Origin of the sequence: Streptomyces sp. NPDC053493 (assembly GCF_044544825.1) — a bacterium.
Lineage (GTDB): Bacteria > Actinomycetota > Actinomycetes > Streptomycetales > Streptomycetaceae > Streptomyces.
The window spans coordinates 468,607-489,516 of sequence record NZ_JBITXS010000001.1 but is presented as its reverse complement, the minus strand read 5'-3'; the positions used below and the strand labels follow the sequence as shown (position 1 = coordinate 489,516).

General features: G+C 74.4%; 12 protein-coding genes and 1 pseudogene. 9 read left to right on the top strand and 4 right to left on the bottom strand.

The genetic code is table 11. From position 1 onward, the window contains the following. The first annotated feature begins 48 nt into the window (after positions 1-48). Entirely contained in the window at positions 49-1,419 is a 1,371-nt protein-coding gene (locus ACIGO8_RS02075; RefSeq protein ID WP_399724256.1) for a cellulase family glycosylhydrolase, read from the top strand. 264 nt (positions 1,420-1,683) lie between these two features. Here the strand turns inward: ACIGO8_RS02075 and ACIGO8_RS02070 are convergent, their stop codons facing one another. Beyond that, a complete protein-coding gene (locus tag ACIGO8_RS02070; RefSeq protein WP_399722817.1) occupies positions 1,684-2,577 on the bottom strand; it encodes a helix-turn-helix transcriptional regulator in 894 nt (297 codons plus the stop codon). A gap of 1 nt (position 2,578) precedes the next feature. Further along, complete coding sequence (locus ACIGO8_RS02065) at positions 2,579-3,454, bottom strand: DUF4097 family beta strand repeat-containing protein (RefSeq protein ID WP_399722815.1); 876 nt, start codon at positions 3,452-3,454, stop codon at positions 2,579-2,581. A 177-nt stretch (positions 3,455-3,631) separates the two neighbouring features. Between ACIGO8_RS02065 and ACIGO8_RS02060 the strand changes: the two are divergent. Next, positions 3,632-4,581 (top strand): annotated as a pseudogene (locus ACIGO8_RS02060) (hypothetical protein). 18 nt (positions 4,582-4,599) lie between these two features. Here ACIGO8_RS02060 and ACIGO8_RS02055 read toward each other — a convergent pair. Next, positions 4,600-4,782 carry a DUF6104 family protein gene (locus ACIGO8_RS02055; RefSeq protein ID WP_005312030.1) on the bottom strand — a complete coding sequence of 61 codons (183 nt, stop codon included), beginning with the start codon at positions 4,780-4,782 and terminating at the stop codon, positions 4,600-4,602. 103 nt (positions 4,783-4,885) lie between these two features. Here ACIGO8_RS02055 and ACIGO8_RS02050 point away from each other — a divergent pair, with 103 nt between their 5' ends. From ACIGO8_RS02050 to fxsT, 7 genes are all read left to right on the top strand, one after another. Then, positions 4,886-5,419, top strand: coding sequence for a CU044_2847 family protein (locus tag ACIGO8_RS02050; RefSeq protein WP_399722813.1), 534 nt, complete (start codon positions 4,886-4,888; stop codon positions 5,417-5,419). Next, a complete protein-coding gene (locus ACIGO8_RS02045; RefSeq protein WP_399722811.1) occupies positions 5,416-7,476 on the top strand; it encodes a trypsin-like peptidase domain-containing protein in 2,061 nt (686 codons plus the stop codon). Before ACIGO8_RS02050 ends, ACIGO8_RS02045 begins: the two co-directional genes overlap by 4 nt. 217 nt (positions 7,477-7,693) lie before the next feature. Further along, positions 7,694-8,701, top strand: a complete 1,008-nt coding sequence (locus ACIGO8_RS02040) for an AAA family ATPase (RefSeq protein WP_399722809.1) — start codon at positions 7,694-7,696, stop codon at positions 8,699-8,701. Positions 8,702-8,708: 7 nt separating this feature from the next. Next, on the top strand, positions 8,709-11,999 hold the full coding sequence (locus ACIGO8_RS02035) for an SAV_2336 N-terminal domain-related protein (protein WP_399722807.1): 3,291 nt from the start codon (positions 8,709-8,711) through the stop codon (positions 11,997-11,999). 118 nt (positions 12,000-12,117) lie between these two features. Next, positions 12,118-12,324: a hypothetical protein gene (locus tag ACIGO8_RS02030; RefSeq protein ID WP_399722806.1), complete on the top strand. Its 207-nt coding sequence runs from the start codon at positions 12,118-12,120 to the stop codon at positions 12,322-12,324. Between the two features lie 141 nt (positions 12,325-12,465). Continuing rightward, complete coding sequence (locus tag ACIGO8_RS02025; protein WP_399722804.1) at positions 12,466-13,743, top strand: aKG-HExxH-type peptide beta-hydroxylase; 1,278 nt, start codon at positions 12,466-12,468, stop codon at positions 13,741-13,743. A 59-nt stretch (positions 13,744-13,802) separates the two neighbouring features. Then, complete coding sequence (fxsT, locus tag ACIGO8_RS02020) at positions 13,803-16,826, top strand: FxSxx-COOH system tetratricopeptide repeat protein (protein ID WP_399722802.1); 3,024 nt, start codon at positions 13,803-13,805, stop codon at positions 16,824-16,826. 153 nt (positions 16,827-16,979) lie between these two features. On the opposite strand, the gene ACIGO8_RS02015 is transcribed toward fxsT, so the two are convergent. After that, positions 16,980-20,804 (bottom strand): multifunctional oxoglutarate decarboxylase/oxoglutarate dehydrogenase thiamine pyrophosphate-binding subunit/dihydrolipoyllysine-residue succinyltransferase subunit, encoded by a 3,825-nt coding sequence (locus ACIGO8_RS02015; RefSeq protein ID WP_399722801.1) that lies wholly within the window; start codon positions 20,802-20,804, stop codon positions 16,980-16,982. Between the last annotated feature and the right edge of the window lie 106 nt (positions 20,805-20,910).

Below are 20,910 nucleotides of genomic sequence, written 5' to 3'. Positions count from 1 at the left end.
ACGTGAAACGTGAACAACGCTCACTTCCTCGTGCCGGAGGTCCTCTTGTTGCGAACCACCCTCGTGGCGGCCACCGCCGTCGCCGCGCTGCTCGCTCCCGCCGTCGCGCACGCCGATCCCGGTGGGGAGGCGACACCCGTCCTCACCGACTCCCGCGGCCGCGCCCTCACCCTGCGCGGCTGGAACGTCGAGGACAAGGCGAACCGGGGCGAGGCCGCGCTCTCCGCGATCACCGAGAAGCACTTCCGCGACATGCGGGCCAAGGGCTTCAACTTCGCCCGCCTGCTGGTCTTCTGGGACGACCTGGAGCCGCGGCCCGGCCACTACAGCCAGGACTACCTCCGGAAGATCGAACGCGTCCTGGGCTGGGCCCGGAAGCACGACGTCAAGGTCGTCATCGACGCCCACCAGGACGTCTTCGGCCCCGCCTTCGGTCACCGCGGCATACCGGCGTGGGCGACCCGGACCGACGGACTGCCCTTCACCCCGCATCCCGACGACTGGTTCTCCGAGTACTTCGAACCCGCCGTGCAGCGCGCCTTCACCCACCTCTACGAGGACGCCGACCTGCGGCAGGCCCAGGCCCGGATGTGGCGGGTGCTCGCCGAGCGCTTCCGCGACCACCCGGCCGTCCTCGGCTACGACCTGATCAACGAGCCGATGGGCGAGCTGAAGGAGGGCGAGGACCTGCCGACCGCCGCCCGCCGGATCGAGCGCGAGCAGCTGACGCCGATGTACAACCGGCTCGCGGACGCGGTCCGTTCGGCCGACCGGGACGGCTGGGTCTTCGTCGAACCGACCCCGATCGTCGGCGAGGGCGTGCCCACCGGCCTCGGCCGGATCGACGACCCGAAGGTGGTGTACGCGCCGCACTTCTACAACACCGGCATGGAGGCGGGCGCGGACTACGACCCCGCGGCCGGCTGGATCGAGAGCTACGAGCAGGCCGTGACCGTGTACCCCAAGGAGTACAAGGTCCCGGTGGTGGTGGGGGAGTGGGGACCCCTGAACAACTCCCTGCCGAACATGAACCGCTTCTACCGGGAGGCGATGGCCTCGCTCGGCCGCTACAGCTCCGGCTGGGCGGGCTACGTCTGGTGCTACGGAGGCGGCTACTGCGCGGTGGACGGCGCCGGCACCTTCCGTACGAACAAGGAGCTGACCGCCGAGCCGTACGCGGAGGCCGTCGCCGGCACGGTCCGCGCCTCCTCCTACGACGCGGCGGCCGGCGTCTACCGCCTGGAGTACGACTCCGCCGCCCGGCGCGGCGCCTCCCGGGTCACCGAGCTCTCCCTGCCCCCGGGCGCGTGGCAGGTCGCGGCCCGGGGGCAGGCGCTGGTCCTGCGCCCCGCCCCGGGAAGGGCCCTCGTCCTCGCCGCGCCCGGCGCCTCGGTGACCGTGACGGTCACCCGCCGCTGACGCCTGGGCGGCGGTGACGGCGGAGCGGCGGTGACGCCGCGCGGGCCGGGTCCGGCCGATCGCCGGCCGGACCCGGCCCGGCCGCCGCCGTTGGTGCCGCGGCGCGCGCTGACGCCTGGGCGGTGGTGACGCCGGGCAGGCCGGGTCCGGCCGGCCGTCGGCCGGAGGTGGTCGCCGGCCGACGGTGCCGGGGGCGCCGACGCGCCGAGGGGGCGGGCCGACCGGCGCGTGCGCGGTGCGCCGTGGGGCGGACGGGCCCGGGTGCTACGGCTGCTTTCCGGCGTCGGGTGTCAGCAGGCCGAGGATGCTGTCCGCCGCCGTGGCCAGGTGGCGGCGGGCGTCGGTCAGCTGGTCGCGGGTCACGCCGTGGTCGCGGGCGGCGTCGCGGATGTCGTCGCGGAAGCGGTCCAGGAGCCGGTCCAGCTCGCGGGCCGGCTCGGCGGCGGCGTCCATGTCCTTGGCCCAGTCCGTGACGGCCTGCTCGGCGGAGGCGGGCCGGCCCTGCGCCGAGCCGTGCGCCGTGCCCGTCACCAGATTGCCGAGCTGGGCCGTGATGTCCGAGATGCCCTCCCAGACGCCCTTGGGCCACTCGCCGTGCGCCATCCGGTCCTGCACCTGCTCCTGGACCTGGCGGGCGATCCGCTGGAACTCCCTCGCCTGGCGCTTGGCCGACTGGGCCTCGGCGCGCGCCTGACGCGCCTGCTCCTTCCACTCCTGCTTCGCCTTGCGCAGCTCCTCCTTGGCGTCGGCGAAGGACGAAGAGCCCGGCGAGCGGGAGGCGCTCGCCGCCGCCCGCATCTCGCTGCGCAGCTTGCCCGCCGCGCCGCGGACGTCGTCGCGTATCTCGGCGGCCAGCTCGGAGACGGACTCGCGGATCTCCACCTCCAGATCGGCCAGCTCGCCGCCGCGTCCGGCCAGCTCGGCGCGGCCGGCGTCGGTGATCGAATAGACCTTGCGGCCGCCCTCGGTGGCGTGGGTGACCAGACCCTCGGCCTCCAGTTTGGCCAGCCGCGGATAGACCGTGCCGGCCGAGGGTGCGTAGAGGCCCTGGAAGCGCTCCTCCAGGAGGCGGATCACCTCGTACCCGTGACGAGGAGCCTCGTCGAGGAGCTTGAGCAGATAGAGGCGGAGACGGCCGTGGGCGAAGACGGGCGGCATGTCACAGAACCTTTCCGGACGCGGGGGAGGTGGCGGTCCAGCCGTCGCCGTCAGGCTCCGGCTCGGGGCGGCGCAGCAGGGCGATCGAGCCGGAGATCGTGGTCGCCTTCAGCGTGCCCCGCCCGGCGCCGAGGGTGCCGGTGATGGACTTGGTGCCCCACTGTCCGCCGACCCGCAGGTCCTCGAACGCGTTGGAGACGGAGCCGCTGGTGGTGGTCGCCTCGACCCGGGCGTCCGCGGGGTGCGGCAGCCGGATGGCGACCTCGCCGGAGACGCTGGCGAGCCGGATGTCGGCGGGCGGCCCGTCCAGGTCCGCGGCCGGGTCGAGGTCGACGACCATGTCGCCGCTGACCGTCTCGGCCCGCACGGAGGCGCCGGCGCCCTCGATCACCGTGACGTCGCCCGTCACCGAGTTGACCCGAAGGGCTCCCGTGACGGACTGCGCCTCCAGATTGCCCGAGACGGACTCGGCGCGGACCGGGCCGGCCAGGCCGACGAGGGTGGTGTCACCGGTGACGCCGCGGACCTCGGTGCGCCCCTTGACGCCGGAGATCACGGTCTCGGCGCCGATCGCGCCGACCTCGACGTCGGCGCCGGCCGGGACGGCGACCGAGACGACGACCCGGCGCCGGTGGCCCTTCGGGTCGAGCCACTTGAGGAAGCCCTTCCAGTGCAGGTCCTCATAGGTGACGGTCAGCGTGGAGCCCTCCTGCGTGACGACGAGCGGCGGCCCCTCGATCTCGGAGATCTCCAGGCGGGCGGAACTCTCGTCCGTGCCCACCACGTTCACCGCTCCGTTGACCACGCGGACCTGAAGCCGGGAAACGGGGCCGGTCAGCGGGATCTTCCTGGGCTCGGTGACGGACCACTCTGTCATGGTGCTGGCCTCCCGTGTCTCGCGGCGGGCGGATGCCGCCGACGCAACATATCGCGTCTTTCGCTACACACGATATATCGCGGTCCGGTCAAGTCAACCCCGACTCGCCCCTGACGACAGCCCGTAAGGGATGGTCAATCAACCGCGAACACGGACAAACTGCCCTAGCGTGGGGCCATGAACGCGACATCGGGTCCCCGCGCCGCCGGGGCGCTGCTGCTCTGCCGTGCCGAGCCGCCGGCCGTCCGGCCGCCCGCCCGTCTGATCGGGGAACAGCTGCTGCTCGCCCCGGCGGGACCCAACTGGAGCGTGCTCGTGCCCGAGGGCAAGCCCTGGCTCGACGACGGCGAACCCGTCGACCGCGTCGTCACCGGCTGGGCCACCGCGCTCGCCGTCGCCGCCCTCGGCCGGTCCGTCGTGGCCCTGTGGTGGGACGCCGACCGGGCCGGTCTCACGCTCGCCGCGGGCTTCCGCCGCACCGTCGGCTACACCTGGCTCGCCGACGGCACCCCGGCCGGCGAGGACGAGGCCATGCGCACCTTCGCCGACCGGCTCGCGCTCGATCCGGTGCTCGACGTGCAGGCCAGGCCGTGTCCGGAAAGTCCCGCCTGGCCTGCGGGCAGACGACGCTACTTTCCGGACACGACCTGGAGCCGCTCACCCGCCCCGACCCGGATTCCGACGCCCACGCCCGGCTCGTCGGCCTCACCGCCGTCCTGGCCCGCACGGGACTCGCGCTGCCCGCCGGCCTCGCGCCGGGCGAGAGCGCCGACCGGCTGCGCGCCGCCGCCCGCGCCCAGGGCGCGGAACTCCTCGAAGGAGACCGGCGTGACACCGTACGCGCGGAACCCGGCACGCCGTCGGCCGACGCGCCCGGGCCGTACCCGACCGCCGAGCCCCGGTCCGACGCGTCCCCGCTCGCGCCGCACCCGCGCGACCTGATCCCACACGCCCCGTTCCCGCGAGGGCCTCGCGCCCGCCTGTTCGGCGCCGTTCAACTCGCGGCCGGAGTGCCGCTGCTCGCCTGGGGCCTCGGCCGTCGCAGCGCCGGCTGGGCGGTCGCCGGCGCGCTGCTCGTCGTCCACGGCGCGTCCGGTCTCGCCCGTGACCGCCCGCTCGGGGCCTGAGACCGTCCCGGACGGCTCCTACTCCTCGTCGTCCTCGTCGTCGAGACGGGCCAGCCAGGTCGCGAGGCGCTCGACCGGCACCTCGAAGTCGGGGTTGAGATCGACGAAGGTCCGCAGCTGCTCGGCGAGCCACTCGAAGGTGACCTCCTCCTCGCCGCGCCGCTTCTCCAGTTCCTCGATGCCACGGTCGGTGAAGTACATGCGATCAGAATAGGCCGTACGGGAGAACCGACCGCGTCCCCTGTTCCTCCCCAGCCCCACGGACTAGCCTTCTTCATCATCGTCTCGGGGAGCGGGGGCCGCTGTGACGCAGGGAATCGCTCGGATACGGCTGGACGACGGCACGCCCGTCTGGGCCCGGATCAGCGGCGCGGACGAACTCGACCGCGGGGACGGCTTCCAGGACACCGGCTTCGGCGACCGGGTGGTGTCGATGGCCGGCGGGCTCACCGACGTGGTCCGCGGAGTGGTCGGCTCGCTGCGCGCCGGGCTCGACCCGCAGGGCTCGGTCGAGGTCGCCGTCAGCTTCGGCATCGAACTGTCCGCGCAGGCGGGCAAGGTGATCGGCGTCCTCGCCGACGGCGGCGGCAAGGCCTCCGTCAACGTCTCGCTGACCTGGACCGAGCCCGGCCGCCCCGTCGCCGGCGCCGACGCCCCGGCGACCACCGCCGCGACCGCCACCACCGCCGCGACCGCCGCCACCCACCCCGCGCCTCCGCCCGCCCCCACGCCGACGCCCGCGCCCATGCCCACGCCCGCGTTCCCGCCTCCGCCCGCGACCGCGCCCACCCTCCCCTCACCCGCCGTCTCCCCGGAGAACGGCCCCGGCGCCGTATGAGCGCCTTCGACACCCTCGTGCGCCCCGCACTCGTACGCATCGCCGCTCCCGGCGGCGGGTATGACCCGCACGGCGACCCGTTCTGGGGCACGGGCTTCTTCATCGCCCCCGGCTGGGTGCTGACCTGTGCCCACGTCGTGGCCAAGGGGGGAAGCGCGGTGTGGAGGAAGGAACCGGCCGTCGGCATCACCTGGGAAGGCGGCCGCACCACCGGCCAGGTGGTCCTGGCCAAGCCGCGCCCCGCCACGCCCGACACGGCGCTCGACTCCTGGGACTTCCCCGACCTCGCCCTCGTCCGCGTCGAGGGCGCCGAACGTGCCGCCTGCGTACGCCTCAGCGAACGCCCGCCCACCACTCCGGCCCGGATCAGCCTGCACGGCTGGGCCCGCCAGACCGGCGAGCTCGGCGTCCGCGACGTGGAGGGCGAGGCGCACGGCACCGTGGGCCGGGCCCTGCTGGTGCGCTGGGCGGTGCCCGTCGAGGGCTGCTCCGGCGGGCCCGTCGTCGACCTGGGTCGGGGCGCCGTCATCGGCGTCAACAAGGGACGCGGCCGGGACGAGGGCGCCGCCGTGCCGCTCACCTCGCTGCGCGAGCTGTACGACGTGCCCGGCGGCGAGGTCCTGCACGACGTGCTGCGCGCCCACGACCGCCACCACCTCACCCGCCACCGCTCCTTCGGCGCCGGCCGCACCTGGACCGCCGCGCAGACGGAGCTGTGGACCGCCACCGCCCGCGGCGTCAGCCCCGCCCGCCGCGTCCAGCTCTACGGGCACTTCGCCGAACTCCCGCCGCCCACCGCACCCGGCGAGGTCATGGCCCTGGTCGACGCGGTCAAGCGCCGCGTCCTGCACCCCGAGTACCAGGACGTCCTGGAGACCGGCGCCCGCACCTGGCGGGACGGCGTCGGCCTGCTCCACGAACTGCACGCCGCCCGGCGCGAGGACCGGCCCGAGAGCACCGACCTCGGCCTCGACGCCGTCCTGCTCTACGCGGCCCACGTGGTGCGCCACCTCACCGAGCGGTACGGCCCAGGCACCGGCGTCGGGAGCCTGGTCGACTGGATCGCCGACGAGTCGGGCGGCGCCCACGCGGCCGTACGCGAGGAGATCGCCGCCCTGCTCGAGCCGGCGCCGCCGCACGCCGCCGACGCGCCTGCCACGGAGCGGGGCGCGCGCGCCGACGTCCGGATCGAGATCGACGCCGTGCCCTACAGCACGCCCCGGCGCTACGCCTGGCGCGTGATGCTGCTCTTCGACGGCCGCACGGTCAGCCCGCTGCGCGGCGACGACGGCGGAGTGACCCGCGACCGGCTGCGCGAGACGCTGCGCGGCCCGCTCACCGACGCCCTCGGCCTCGGCGACAGCGGCGACCACCTCGCCGCCGTCGAAGTGGTGCTGCCGCGCGAGCTGTTCGACGAACCGCTCGACACCTGGCGGCTCTCGCCCGACGACGAGCCCTTCGGTGAGCGCTCCCTGCCGCTCGGCCAGCGGCGCACCGTCGTCCTGCGCGACCGCTACCGCAGCCACCACGCGCCGTCCCCGGAGTGGCGCCGGCGCTGGCGGGGCAGCGCGGCCGGTCCGCTGCGCGCGGTGCCGCTGCGCGCGGAGGTCCTCACCCCGGGCGACGAGGGACACGGACCGCACCTGCGCCGGGAGAGCCGGATGACCGCGTACGAGCGGCTGGGCGCGGCCGCCGACGGCAGCGTGCCGGTCTTCTGCGGGCCGGTCGCCGCGGGCGACGGGCAGCGGGCCATGGAGGCCGCGCTCGCCGCCGGGCATCCCATCGCGCTGTGGCGTCACTCGGCCCGCGAGCACACCGACTGCGCCGAGTTCCACAAGAGGGCCGGCGAGCTGCTCGCGGACGTCGACGGCGCGGAGGGCCTGCACGGGCCGGTGCGCGTGCTGCGGCTGCGGGCCGGCGACACCGAGGCCGACCCCCGGGACCGCTCCGAGCACGCCTGGGCCGAGGACCTGGCCGTGCTCTACGACCCGCCCGACCGGCCGCCGTACGAGGCTCCGCTCCAGGGCCCGCCCCTGCTCGGCGAGGCCGACCGGTGACCGGCCCGCGCGCGCCGCGCCCCGGTCACGTACCCGCGCACCCCGCGCGCCCCGGTCACGCCCCCGCGCACCCCGCGCGCGCCGGGCGGCGCCGCCCCGCCTTCTCAACTCCCCCACAAGCGGACGGGTTTGACCGGTTCGAAAGTCGGCAGAGCGGTCCGGTGAGCGGTACGTTCGACGGGCCCGGCGAAGTCACCACAGCCAGGAGGGGTCAGGCGTGAACGATTGGCGGATCTACCGCGGTGCCGGACATCCGCACGACGAGATACGGCGGCTGCCCGCCCCGCCGCCCTGGCGCGACTTCTCCGCGGGCGGCGCCGACGACACCCTCGCCGGCTCCGACCGGCGGCTCGGCGTGCGCCGCCGGCTCGTCCAGAACCACCACCCGCGGCCCGCCGAGACCGACGCCGTCAACGCCGCGCTCTATCTGCGCCGCCCGCTCCTGGTCACCGGCAATCCCGGTACCGGCAAGTCGACCCTCGCCCACGCCGTCGCCCACGAGCTGGGTCTCGGCCGGGTGCTGCGCTGGCCCATCGTCAGCCGTTCGAGCCTGCAGGACGGCCTCTACCGCTACGACGCCATCGGCCGCCTCCAGGACGTCCAGCTGGAGCGCGCCCGAGCCGACGGCGAGCCGTCCGCCGCGAGCCCGGCCGGCATCGGCTCGTACCTCCGGCTCGGCCCGCTGGGCACCGCGCTGCTTCCCTCCGAACTGCCCCGGGTCCTGCTCATCGACGAGCTCGACAAGAGCGACCTCGACCTGCCCAACGACCTCCTCAACGCCCTGGAGGAGGGCGAGTTCGCGATCCCCGAGCTGGAGCGGCTCGCCGACCGCGAACCGGTCGTGGAGGTGCTCACCGACGACGGGCGCAAGGTGCCGGTGTACGGCGGGCGGGTGCGCTGCACCACCTTCCCCTTCATCGTCCTCACCTCCAACGGCGAACGGGACTTCCCGGCCGCCCTGCTGCGCCGCTGCATCCGCCTGGAGCTCGAACCGCCCGGCGAGGAGCAGCTGGGCGCCATGATCGAGGCCCATCTCGGCGCGGACGCCGCGGCGGCCGAACCCGGGCTCGTCGCCCGCTTCCTCGACCGGGAGCCCGGCGAGGTCATCGCCACCGACCAGCTGCTCAACGCGCTCTATCTGACCCAGCACACCCCGCGCGCCGAGCGGGTGACCAGGGAACGCATCGCGGACATGCTCATGCAGCCGCTCGACCAGCCGAGGTGATGGCCGGATGCCCCGGAGTCACCGGATGCGGCTGGACGAGCTCACCCGCAGACTGCGGGCCGGCGGCCAGGAGCCGACCGCCGAGGAGGTCGCGGACGCCGTCTGGCTCGCCCAGTGGCTGCCGGGCGCCGACGCCGGGCGACGGGCACCCGGCCCGACGCCCGGACCGTCCCCGACGGAGAGCCCCGAGGACCGTCGGGATCCGGCCATCGAGGCCGCTGCCACCGGTGACTTACCCGTCCCCGAGGAACCGTCCGCACCGCGCGTACCGCCGCCCCGGGCCGCCGAGACCGTCGACCTCCTGATGCCGCCGGCGGGCCGGGCCGCCGCCGGGCGGACCGGCGGCATCGGCACCGGCGGCGCCGGCCTGCCCGTCCGCGCGCCCGGCGCCAACGCCCTGCCCGGGCTCCTCGGCCTGCAGAAGGCGCTCCGGCCGCTGCGCCACTACGCCACCCATCTGCCCGCCCGGCCCGGCGAGGAACGGCTCGACGAGGACGCCACCGCCGAGCGCAGTGCCGCCGCCGGCATCCTCACGCCCGTCCTGCGTCCCGCCGGCGGCCTGCGCCCCGACATCCAGCTCCTCATGGACACCGGCCCGGCCATGGTGGTGTGGAGCCGGATGGTCGAGGAACTGCGCCAGGCCTGCCAGCAGTCCGGCGCCTTCCGCGACGTCCAGGTCCACCGCCTCTACGACACCGGCGAGGGCCCGCCGCTCGTCACCACCACCTCCGGAGCCGACGGCCGGCCCCGGCTGCGGCCCGGCGACCAGCTGCACGACCCGACCGGGCGCCGCCTCACCCTCGTCGTCAGCGACTGCGTCGGCCCGCTGTGGCAGCGCGGCGCCGCCCAGCGGCTCATCCACCAGTGGCCCCGGCATTCCCCGCTCGCCCTCGTCCAGCCGTTGCCGCCCCGCCTGTGGCCGCGCACCGCCCTGCCCGTCGAACCCGGCGTCCTGCTGCGGCCCGCCGCGCCCGGCGGTCACGTCCGCTTCGAGCCCGACGAGGCGGCCTGGGAGCCGGTCGCCGCCGATCCGCGGGCCGTGCCCGTGCTCACTCCCACCCCGGAGGCCTTCACCTCCTGGGCCCGGCTGCTCACCGGACACGGCGGCGGCGCGGTCCGCGGCTGGGCCGCCCGCGTCGCCCCGCCGCCCGAGCCCACCACGAGGCCGTACGCGAGGACCGCCGGACCGGCGGACGACGGACCCACGGCCCGCGTCCGCCCCACAGGCCCCAGCGGCGCTATCGGCCCCAGCGGCGTCACCGGTCCCAGCAGCACCACCGTCACCACCAGCCCCGCCGGCACCACGAGCACCGCCGGCCCCATCGCCACCACCGCCTCCGCCCGCCGCGGCGACGAGGAGCTCCTGCGAGCCTTCCGCGCCGGAGCCTCGCCCGGCGCCGTACGGCTCGCCGTCCACCTCGCCGCCGCCCCGCTCGCGCTGCCCGTCATGCAGCTCGTGCAGCGCGCGATGCTGCCCGACACCGGACCCATGGAGCTCTCCGAGGTACTGCTCAGCGGGCTCCTCCGGCGCCTGCCCGGCCCCACCCCGTACCCCTGCTTCAGCTATCCGCCGGCCGTGCAGGAGCACCTCCTCGGCTCGCTCGACCGAGGCGCCGCCGCGCTCGTGCTCAAGCACTGCTCCGAGTTCGTCGAGCGCCACTTCGGCCAGGGCATGCGCAACTTCCCCGCCCTCGCCGCCGCCCGGCTCGCCGGACAGGACACCGACGAGGAACCGGCCGCCGCCACCGGGCCGGGCGAGGAGACCGAGGAGCCGTCCGGCGCCGCCGGCGAACTGTTCGCCCGCATCCCCGCGCGAGTGCTGCGCTTCTACCACCCCGACCTCGTCACACCCGAACCGCTCGCCGCCGCCCGCCGGCTCCTCGCCCAGTGGCGCGCCCAGTCCGACCCGTCGCTGCTCGCCTCCGCCCGCGAGCTGGCCGAGACCGCGCTGCGCGCGCAGGACCCGCGGACCGAAGGCCCGCCCGGCCGGCCCGAGGACACCGCGGGCGCCCGTCTCGTCCTCGGCCAGGTGCTGTACGCGCAGGCCGGCACCGCCGCCGTACGGGACACCGGCCGGCGCCAGGAGCTGCTCGGCCAGGCCCTCGACGAGCTCGTACGGGCCGCGGAACTCGCCGCGCCCGGCGGCGAGGACTGGGCCGAGGCCCGCCTCGAACAGGCCGCCGCCCAGCACGCCCTGTGGCACGGGAGCGGCGAGCGGGGCCGGCTCGACGCGGCCCTCGCCGCCCTCGCCGGCGACCCGGCCGACTGGCCCGAGACCCACCGGCACGCCCTGCTCGTACGGCGCGGCCGGCTGCACCTCGCCCGCGGCGACGGCCCGGACGCGGCGACCGCGTTCACCGCCGCCCTCGCCCTGCGCCCCACCGGGCCCGTGCTGCTCGACCTGGCCGACGCCCTCCACCTCGCCGGCTCCGCCCCCGAGGCCGTCGCCGACGCCCTCGACCGCGCCGAACCGCTGCTCGGCGACTCCACGGCGCTCCGGCTGCGCTGGACCACCGCACGCGCCCGGCTGCACGAGACCACCGGCGACGGCCCCGCCGCCGACGAGGCCTACGAGCGGGCCACCCTGCTCACACCCGCCGAAGGCGAACAGCGCGGACTGCTCCTGCTCACCTGGGGCGAGTCCCTGCTGCGCCGCGCCGCCGCCGCGACCGGCACCGCGCCCGTCGACCGCGCCGAGTCCGTCCTGCGCGAGGCCCTGACCTGCCTGCCCGCCGACGCCGGCGCCCGCTTCCGGGCCCGCGTCCTCATCGGCAGCGTCCTCGCCCTCCGCTTCGACCGGGCCGGCTTCCTGCCCGACCTGTACGAGAGCCGCCACCTGCTCGACGAGGCGGTGCGGACCGCCCGCGCGCCCGCCGACCGGGCCGGCGTCTGGCTGCAACTCGGCTGGGTGAGGCTCCAGCTGAGCGAGGCGGCCCGCGACGGCCGGCTCGCCGACGCCCTCACCGCCTACCAGCGGGCGGCCGAGGACACCCGTACCGCGCACGGTGACACACCGGGCACCCGCACCCTGGCCCGCGCGCTGCACGCCCAGGGCGCGGTGCTCCATCTGATGGGCCGCGTCGGCCGGGCCACCACCACCCTGCGGGAGGCCCTCGACCGCTGGCGCGCGCTCGACGCCGCACTGGTCGAGGTCGACTGGGCGGACGTGGAAAGGACCCGGGCCCTGCTGGCCGAGGTGAGCACGGCCGGCCGGGCCGCGCCGGCCCGCCTCACCCGCGAGCAGCGGCGACGCGTCGCCCCGCCGTGGTGGGCCTGGGGCGGAATCGGAACGGCTTGATAACGGGGGCGCGCATGGGCGCAGTTGAGTCGAACGGGTTTCTGACTTTCGGGCGTCGGGAAGAACCGCTCCGCCGCTACGACCGTGGGGGACAAGGGTCGGTGAGGAGGAGCCGAGGGTGTTGGAGCACACGAAGCGGGTTGCAGGCGTCGACCGGGCCGCGGGTCGGCCCCGGCACCTGCCCGATCTCACCGGCGTGGACCTGCGGACCCTGCGCTTCATGGACGATCCCGACCTGGCGGCCGCCGTCGAGCGCGTGCTCTGGCACCCGCAGGAGCTGGCCGATTCCTGGCAGGAGGGAGCCGGGGACAAGGTCCACGGCTGAGCTCCGGTGGACGGGCCGCGCCGACCGGCCGTTTCCGGCCAGATGCCCGCCGCCCGTCGACGGGCCCAGGCCGTGTCCGGACCTCCCGCCTGCCCCTCGGGCGGACGACGCCGCCCTCCGGACGCGACCGAGGAGGCGGGAGTGAACGCGGCCGCACTGCCCGCGCCCGCCTTCGCCCAGCTGGCCCGGACCAGCCCGGCCCCGGCCGGGCTCACCCTGCTGCGGTCCGCCCTGCACACCCGGCGGCTGCTGCTCCTCAAGGCACTCCTGGTCCGGGTGCACCGGCACCGCGGGTCCGTCGAGCCCGGCGCGCTCGGCCGGTTCGAGCACGCCTGGGAGCTGCTCGAACGGGTCGAGCGGCGCCATCCCGCCGTGGTCCGCGACGTCCTCGACTACCCGACCACCGGCTCCTGGCTGGCCGCGGCGCTCGCCGAGCCCGCAGGGCCCGTCTTCGACCGGCTGCTCGCCCGCCTCGACGGCCTCGCCGTCACCGCCGCCCTGCGCTGCGGCGGCCCGCTCGACCTGACCGTCGAGACGCCGGACGGCCTGCTGTCGCTGCCCGGCGTGGGCCGGCTGCGGGTCGCCGCCGACCGCGTCCGGATCAGCGCCGGCGACCGGACCGTCCGCTTCCACCCGGACGGCGCCCGGCAGGCCGCGCCCGCCGTCCTCGCGCTCGTCGGCCGGCGCCCCGGCGCCCTCGCGGGCCGCGGCCCCGGCTGGTGCGCGGTGCGCCGGCTGCCCCGCAGCGCCGCACGCCTGGACGACCTCGACCCGTACCGCGTGCCGGCCGGCACCGGCGGCGCCTCCGTCGGCACGCCGGCCGAGCACGCCGACACCGACCACGCCGCCTGGTCCGCCCGCTGGCGCGCCGCCCAGGACCTGCTCGCGCGCACCCACCCCGGCCGGGCCGCCGAGGTCGCCGGCGCCGTCCGCGCGGTCGTCCCGCTGGTCGAGCGCGGGCCGAGACACCGCGGCGCCACCCTGAGCGCCGCGCCCGGAGCCGTGTTGACCTCGCTGCCCGCCGCGGCGCAGGGCCTCGCCGAGACGCTCGTCCACGAGCTGCACCACAGCAAGCTGGCCACGCTCCACGAGCTCGTGCCGCTCTACGGCCCCGGGCGCGAGGCCGTGCACCAGGTCGGCTGGCGGTCCGACCCGCGGCCCATCGCCGGCGTGCTGCACGGCGCCTACGCCCATCTGGCGCTGGCCGACCTGTGGCGCCGGGCGAGCACCGCCGACGGAGTCCCGAAGTCCTGGCGGTCCGGCGCCGGGCAACAGTTCGACGACATCCACGATCAGGTGGGCGAGGCGCTGCGGATCCTGCTTGAATCCGATGAACTGACCACGGAAGGGCGGGAGTTCGCGCTCCAAATGAGGCAGCACCACGCGAGCCTCGGCGCGGCCCCCCTCGTCACTGGGTAACACTGTGCCCACGGCACATGACACTGCGTTGCGCGGGAGCGGGACGGGAGACACGACAGATGGCGGAACAGCGGTCGGGCGGTGCGGCGGACCACGGAGCCAGGAGCCAGCCGGAACATGTCCTCGTGGTCTTCCCCGGCTATCACCGTCCGTGGGCGACCTGGATCAACCAGCGGCTCGACGCCCACGGCGTGCGCGCCACCCTGCAGCGCTGGGACCCGCCGCGCGACGTCCCGCTGGAGGACTCCCTCGGCGACCTGCTGCTCGCCCGCGGCCAGGTCCTGCTCGTCCTCGACGACTGGTTCTTCCAGCTCGGCCCGCGCCCGGCCGGCGAATGGAACGACGTCCTGCGCGGCTTCGTCGCCGCCCAGGCCGAACGGTTCGCCGCCGTCAACCTCACCAACCGCACCCTGCTCCCGGCCACCGCCGTCCTCGAACCCGTCAGCCTGTGGGGCGTCGGCGAGGAGGAGGCGGAGGCGCGGCTGCTCAGCCGGCTCGGCGTCGAACCCCGCCGCGCCTCCGGCCGCCGGCTGCCCGCCGGCTCGCTCGTCCGCTTCCCCGACACACCGCCCGAGATCTGGGGCGAGGTGCCCCGCCGCAACCCGCGCTTCACCGGCCGCGACGACCTCCTCACCGAGCTCCAGGAAAAGCTCATGGACGCCGAGCGCGGCAACGCCGCCTGCACCCTGCTCGGCATGTCCGGCATCGGCAAGACCCAGATCGCCGCCGAGTACGCCCACCGCTTCAGCTCCGACTACGACGTCGTGTGGTGGGTCAGCTCCGACGACCGCAACGTCCAGCGCGACCGCTTCGGCGAACTCGCCGCCGAACTCGGCCTCACCACCGGCAACGAGCCCGGCGAACGCATCCGCGCCGTCCGCGAGGCCCTGCGCCGCGGCGACCCGCACGCCCGCTGGCTCGTCGTCTTCGACGGCTGGGACGACACCGACGGCGCGAACGTGATGCTGCCGCACGGCCCCGGCCACGTCCTCATCACCTCCCGCAACCGCGGCTGGGGCGAGCACACCGAGATCCTCGAGATCCCCGGCTTCGACCGCGCCGAGTCCACCGCCTACCTGATGCGCCGCGCCCCGCACATCACCGCGCCCGAGGCCGACGAGGTCGCCAACGAGTTCGGCGACGTGCCGCTGCCGCTCGTCCAGGCCGCCGCCTGGCTCGGCGAGTCCCGCATGGAGGTCCCCGAGTACCTGCGCATGGTCCGCGACGGACGCCTGTCCACCGTGGACGACCCGTCCGGCGGCGACGGCTTCCCGCACGCGTCCCTGACCTCCTGGGCGATACTGATCAACCGGCTCCGGCGCTCCCAGCCGCAGGCCATCGACGTGCTCAGCCTGTGCGCCTCCTTCGCGCCCGGCCGCATCCCGCTCGGCCTCATCCGCGCCTACCCGCAGGCCGAACTCCCCGAGGACCTGCGCTGGATGGTCACCGACCTCGCCGCCTGGTCCCGGGCCCTGGACACCCTCGTCAACTACTCGGTGCTCACCCGCGAGACCCGCGGCCCCGTCAACAACGCCGAGGTCGGACCGCACCAGGAGTCCGTCCACATGCACCGGCTCGTCCACGACATCGTGGCCCGGCTCACCGAGGGCGACCACCGCGACGCCCACCGCAAGGCCGTCCGCACCCTGCTCGCCGAGGCCGACCCCGGCAACCCCATGGACAGCCGGCACTGGCCCCGCTACGCCGAACTCCTGCCCCACCTGGAGCCCTCCGGCGCGCTCCTCAGCCGCGACCCGCGCACCCAGACCGCCGTCCTCAACTGCCTGCGCTACTGCTTCCGCAGCGGCGAGTTCAAGGCCGGCATCCAACTGGCCGAGACCATCCGGGAGAACTGGTCCACCTTCATGGACCCGCTGGACCAGCCCATGCTGGACCTGACCACCCAGCAGAGCAACATCCTGCGCTCCTTCGGCCGCTTCCGCGAGGCGTACGACCTCGACCTCGCCCAGCGCGAACGCCTCACCGCCGCCCAGCCGCCCAACGAGCTCGGCACCCTGCTCTCCTCCAGCGCCATCGCCAGCGACCTGCGCTTCCTCGGCCAGTACCAGGAGTCCGAACGGCTCCAGCGCCAGGTCCTCGACGACGCCGAACGCCTCCTCGGCGACACCGAGTTCTCCACCCTCGTCGCCCGGCACAACCTCGGCGTCACCCTGCGCCTGCTCGGCCGTTTCCAGGAGGCGTACGAGTTCGACGCCGAGACCCTCGGGCGCAACGAGCGGGTGCTCGGCAAACGGCACTCCCACACCCTCAACTCCAGCAACGCCCTGGCCCACGACCTGCGCCTGCTCGGCCAGTACCGCGAGGCCCTCGCCCGCCAGGAGGCCAACGTCCTGCGCCATGTGCAGGTCCTCGGCCCGCAACACCTCCAGACCCTCTACGCCCGCACCCAGCTGGCCCTGTGCCGCCGCCGCGAGGGCGGCTTCCAGCAGGACCTCGGCGCCACCATGGCCAGCCTGCTCGACCAGCTGGAGCAGGTCCACGGCCGCGGCCACTACGTGACGCTCTCCTCCATCAACAACTACGCCAACTACCTGCGCGAGCACGGCGACCTCGACCACGCCCGCGAACTCAGCCACGAGGCCGAGGCCGGCTACCGCGCCCTCCTCGGCCCCGCCCACCCGGTCGCCACCGGCGTCCTCGCCAACACCGCCCTCGTCCTCCAGGCCTCCGGCGAACGGGCCGACGCCCTCGCCATCCTGGAGGCCGCGCTCGCCGGCCTGACCGCCTCCCTCGGCCCCGACCACCCGTGGGTCCTCGGCTGTGCCCTCAACACCTGCGCCGCCCGCAACTTCAACGGCCGCGTGGTCGACGCCGCCGAGCTCAGCCGGGACACCCTGCGCCGGGCCAGGCACACCCTCGGCAACGAGCATCCGCTCACCCTGTCCAGCCAGGTGGCGCTCGCCACCGACCTGCGCGGCCTGCGCGAGAACGAGGAGGCGGGCAAGCTGGAGGAGGACGCCCTGCTCACCCTCACCCGGACCCTCGGCGCCCAGCACCCGCACACGCTCTCGGCCCGCCAGCGCAACCGGCCGTACTGGGACTTCGAGGCCAACCTCGGCTGACCGCCCGTACGCACGCGGCTGTCCGCCCGTACGAGCACGGGAGAGCCGCCCCGTACGAGCACGGGAGACCCGCCCCGTACGAGCACGGGAAACGCCGGAGGCCCGGCACCCACGTGGGGTGCCGGGCCTCCGGCTGTCCGGGTCCGGGACGCCTTACGCGTCGAAGACCTCCGCGACCAGCTGCGCCTGCTCGGCCTGGTGGCGCTTGGCCGAGCCGACCGCCGGGGACGAGGAGTGCGGGCGGGAGATCCGGCGCAGGCGCTCGCCCGCCGGGATGTCCGCGCCGACCGCCAGGTCCAGGTGGTCGATCAGGTTGAGCGCGATGAACGGCCAGGCACCCTGGTTCGCCGGCTCCTCCTGCGCCCAGATGTACTTCGCGGCGTTCGGGTACTTGGCGATCTCGGCCTGCAGCTCGGCACCCGGCAGCGGGTACAGACGCTCCAGACGGATGATCGCGGTCTCCGTGTCACCGCGCTTCTGACGCTCGGCCTCCAGGTCGTAGTAGACCTTGCCCGCGCAGAAGACGACCTTGCGGACGTCGGCCGGCGCGACCGTCGTGTCGCCGATCACCGGGCGGAAGCCACCGGTGGTGAACTCCTCCATCTTCGACGCCGCGGCCTTCAGACGCAGCATCGACTTCGGCGTGAAGACGATGAGCGGCTTGTGGTGCGGGTTGTGCACCTGCCAGCGCAGCAGGTGGAAGTAGTTCGACGGCAGCGTCGGCATGGCGACCGTCATGTTGTCCTGGGCGCACATCTGCAGGAAGCGCTCCGGGCGCGCGGACGAGTGGTCCGGGCCCTGGCCCTCGTAGCCGTGCGGCAGGAGCAGCGTGACGCCGGAGGTCTGGCCCCACTTCTGCTCGGCCGAGGAGATGAACTCGTCGACGACGGTCTGCGCGCCGTTGACGAAGTCACCGAACTGGGCCTCCCAGATCACCAGGGAGTCCGGGCGGGCCAGCGAGTAGCCGTACTCGAAGCCCATCGCCGCGTACTCGCTGAGCAGCGAGTCGTAGACGTTGTAGTGGGCCTGGTCCTCGGCCAGGTAGAGCAGCGGGGTGTAGTCCTCGCCGGTCTCCTGGTCCACCAGCACCGCGTGGCGCTGGCCGAAGGTGCCGCGGCGCGAGTCCTGGCCCGACAGGCGGACCGGGGTGCCCTCCATCAGCAGGGAGCCGATGGCGAGGGTCTCGCCCATGCCCCAGTCGATCGTGCCGTCCTCGATCGAGGCCGCGCGACGCTGCATCTGCGGCATCAGACGCGGGTGGACCGTGATCCGCTCCGGCACGTTGACCTGGGACTCGGCGATCCGCTTGACGACCTCCGCGGAAACCGCGGTGGTGACGGCGACCGGGAACTCGGGCTGGGCGTCCGGGACGTGCGTCGGCGCCGGCGCCGAGGTGGCCTCGCGGACCTCCGCGAAGACCTTCTCCAGCTGGCCCTGGAAGTCCTGGAGCGCCTGCTCCGCCTCTTCCAGCGTGATGTCGCCGCGACCGATCAGCGACTCGGTGTAGAGCTTGCGCACCGAACGCTTCTTGTCGATCAGGGTGTACATCTGCGGGTTGGTGAACTGCGGGTTGTCGCCCTCGTTGTGACCGCGGCGGCGGTAGCAGATGAGGTCGATCACGACGTCCTTGTTGAACGTCTGGCGGAACTCGAAGGCGAGCCGCGCCACCCGGACGCAGGCCTCCGGGTCGTCGCCGTTCACGTGGAAGATCGGCGCCTCGATCATGCGGGCCACGTCCGTCGCGTACATGGAGGAACGCGAGGACTCGGGGGCCGCGGTGAAGCCGACCTGGTTGTTGATGACGATGTGGACCGTGCCGCCGGTGCGGTAGCCGCGCAGCTGCGACATGTTCAGCGTCTCGGCCACGACGCCCTGGCCGGCGAAGGCCGCGTCACCGTGCAGGGCGACCGGCAGGACGGTGAAGTCCGTGCCGCCCTTGTTGATGACGTCCTGCTTGGCGCGGGCGACACCCTCCAGGACCGGGTCGACCGCCTCCAGGTGCGAGGGGTTGGCGACCAGCGAGACCTTGATCTGCTCGCCGTCCAGGCCGGTGAAGGTGCCCTCGGCGCCCAGGTGGTACTTCACGTCGCCGGAGCCGTGCATCGACTTCGGGTCGAGGTTGCCCTCGAACTCGCGGAAGATCTGCGCGTACGACTTGCCGACGATGTTCGCGAGGACGTTCAGGCGGCCGCGGTGGGCCATGCCGATGACGACCTCGTCGAGGCGGGACTCCGCCGCGGAGTCGATGACCGCGTCGAGCAGCGGGATGACGGACTCGCCGCCCTCCAGCGAGAAGCGCTTCTGGCCGACGTACTTGGTCTGCAGGAAGGTCTCGAAGGCCTCCGCCGCGTTCAGCCGGCGCAGGATGCGCAGCTGCTCCTCGCGCTCCACGCGGGCGTGCGGGCGCTCCACGCGGTCCTGGATCCACTTGCGCTGCTTCGGGTCCTGGATGTGCATGAACTCGATGCCGGTGGTGCGGCAGTACGAGTCGCGGAGCACGCCGAGGATGTCGCGGAGCTTCATCATCGACTTGCCGGCGAAGCCGCCGACCGCGAACTCGCGCTCCAGGTCCCACAGGGTGAGGCCGTGCTCGGTGATGTCCAGGTCGGGGTGCTTGCGCTGCTTGTACTCCAGCGGGTCGGTGTCGGCCATGACGTGGCCGCGGACCCGGTAGGAGTGGATCAGCTCGAAGACGCGCGCGGCCTTGGTGACGTCGTCGTCGTGCGAGGCGTCGATGTCCTTGAGCCAGCGGACCGGCTCGTAGGGGATGCGCAGCGACTTGAAGACGTCGTCGTAGAAGCCGTCCTCGCCGAGGAGGAGGTTGGCGACGATCCGCAGGAACTCGCCGGAGGCGGCGCCCTGGATGACCCGGTGGTCGTACGTCGAGGTCAGCGTCATGACCTTGGAGATGCCCAGCTTGTTCAGGGTGTCCTGGGAGGTGCCCTGGAACTCGGCCGGGTAGTCCATCGAGCCGACGCCCATGATGACCGACTGGCCGGGCATCAGACGCGGCACGGAGTGGACGGTGCCGAGGCCGCCGGGGTTGGTCAGCGAGACCGTGACGCCGGTGAAGTCCTCCATCGTCAGCTTGCCGACGCGGGCGCGCTTGACGATGTCCTCGTAGGCCTGCCAGAACTCGAAGAAGTTCAGCGTCTCGGCCTTCTTGATGCCGGCGACGACGAGCTGGCGGTCGCCGTTGGGCTTCACCAGGTCGATCGCGAGGCCGAAGTTCACGTGGTCCGGCTTGACCAGGGTCGGCTTGCCGTCCTTCTCCGCGAAGGAGTAGTTCATCGACGGCATGGCCTTGATCGCCTGCACCATCGCGTAGCCGATCAGGTGCGTGAAGGAGATCTTCCCGCCCCGGGCGCGCTTCAGGTGGTTGTTGATGACGATCCGGTTGTCGAAGAGCAGCTTCACCGGGACGGCGCGGACGGACGTGGCCGTCGGCATCTCGAGCGAGGCGTTCATGTTCTTCGCGACCGCGGCGGCCGGGCCGCGCAGGGTGACCAGCTCGGGGCCGGCAGGGGCCTCGGTGGCCTCCGCGGCCTTGGGCTTCGCCGGAGCGGCGGCCGGGGCCGGGGCGGCCTTCACGGCGGCCGGGGCGGCCGCGGCGGGCTTCGCCGGGGCCGGGGCCGGGGCGGCGGCCGGAGCAGCGGCCGGTGCGGCCGGAGCGGGAACGGCGGCCGGTGCGGCAGACGCGGCCTGTGCGGGGCCCGTCTGCGGCGCGGCGGGCGCGCTCGGAGTGCTCGTGGTGCCCGGGGTGGTGGCGGCCGGGGCGGCGGTGCTCTCCGCGGCTCCGGGCTTGTAGTCGGCGAAGAAGTCCCACCAGGCACGATCGACCGAATTCGGGTCCTGGAGGTACTGCTGGTAGATCTCGTCGACGAGCCACTCATTGGCACCGAAGGCGGTTGCAGGGGACTTTCCCTGCCCGTCTTGGTCGGTCGGGGAGCTCGGGGTACTGGGGGACTGAGACGACACGGCGGCAACCGCCCTCTTCCGCTTCACAAGGTGATGGACAGCGGAAATAAAGGCTACGCCTCCCTGGCGTGGAGGTGCAGGCCGGGCACTCCAACGTCGCGCAAGT

What these genes read in the sequence shown, in the direction of transcription:
- ACIGO8_RS02070 (WP_399722817.1), bottom strand. Translation starts at nt 2,577, where the DNA reads ATGCCGCCCGTCTTCGCCCACGGCCGTCTCCGCCTCTATCTGCTCAAG.
- ACIGO8_RS02065 (WP_399722815.1), bottom strand. Translation starts at nt 3,454, where the DNA reads ATGACAGAGTGGTCCGTCACCGAGCCCAGGAAGATCCCGCTGACCGGC.
- ACIGO8_RS02055 (WP_005312030.1), bottom strand. Translation starts at nt 4,782, where the DNA reads ATGTACTTCACCGACCGTGGCATCGAGGAACTGGAGAAGCGGCGCGGC.
- ACIGO8_RS02045 (WP_399722811.1), top strand. Translation starts at nt 5,416, where the DNA reads ATGAGCGCCTTCGACACCCTCGTGCGCCCCGCACTCGTACGCATCGCC.
- ACIGO8_RS02035 (WP_399722807.1), top strand. Translation starts at nt 8,709, where the DNA reads ATGCCCCGGAGTCACCGGATGCGGCTGGACGAGCTCACCCGCAGACTG.
- fxsT (WP_399722802.1), top strand. Translation starts at nt 13,803, where the DNA reads ATGGCGGAACAGCGGTCGGGCGGTGCGGCGGACCACGGAGCCAGGAGC.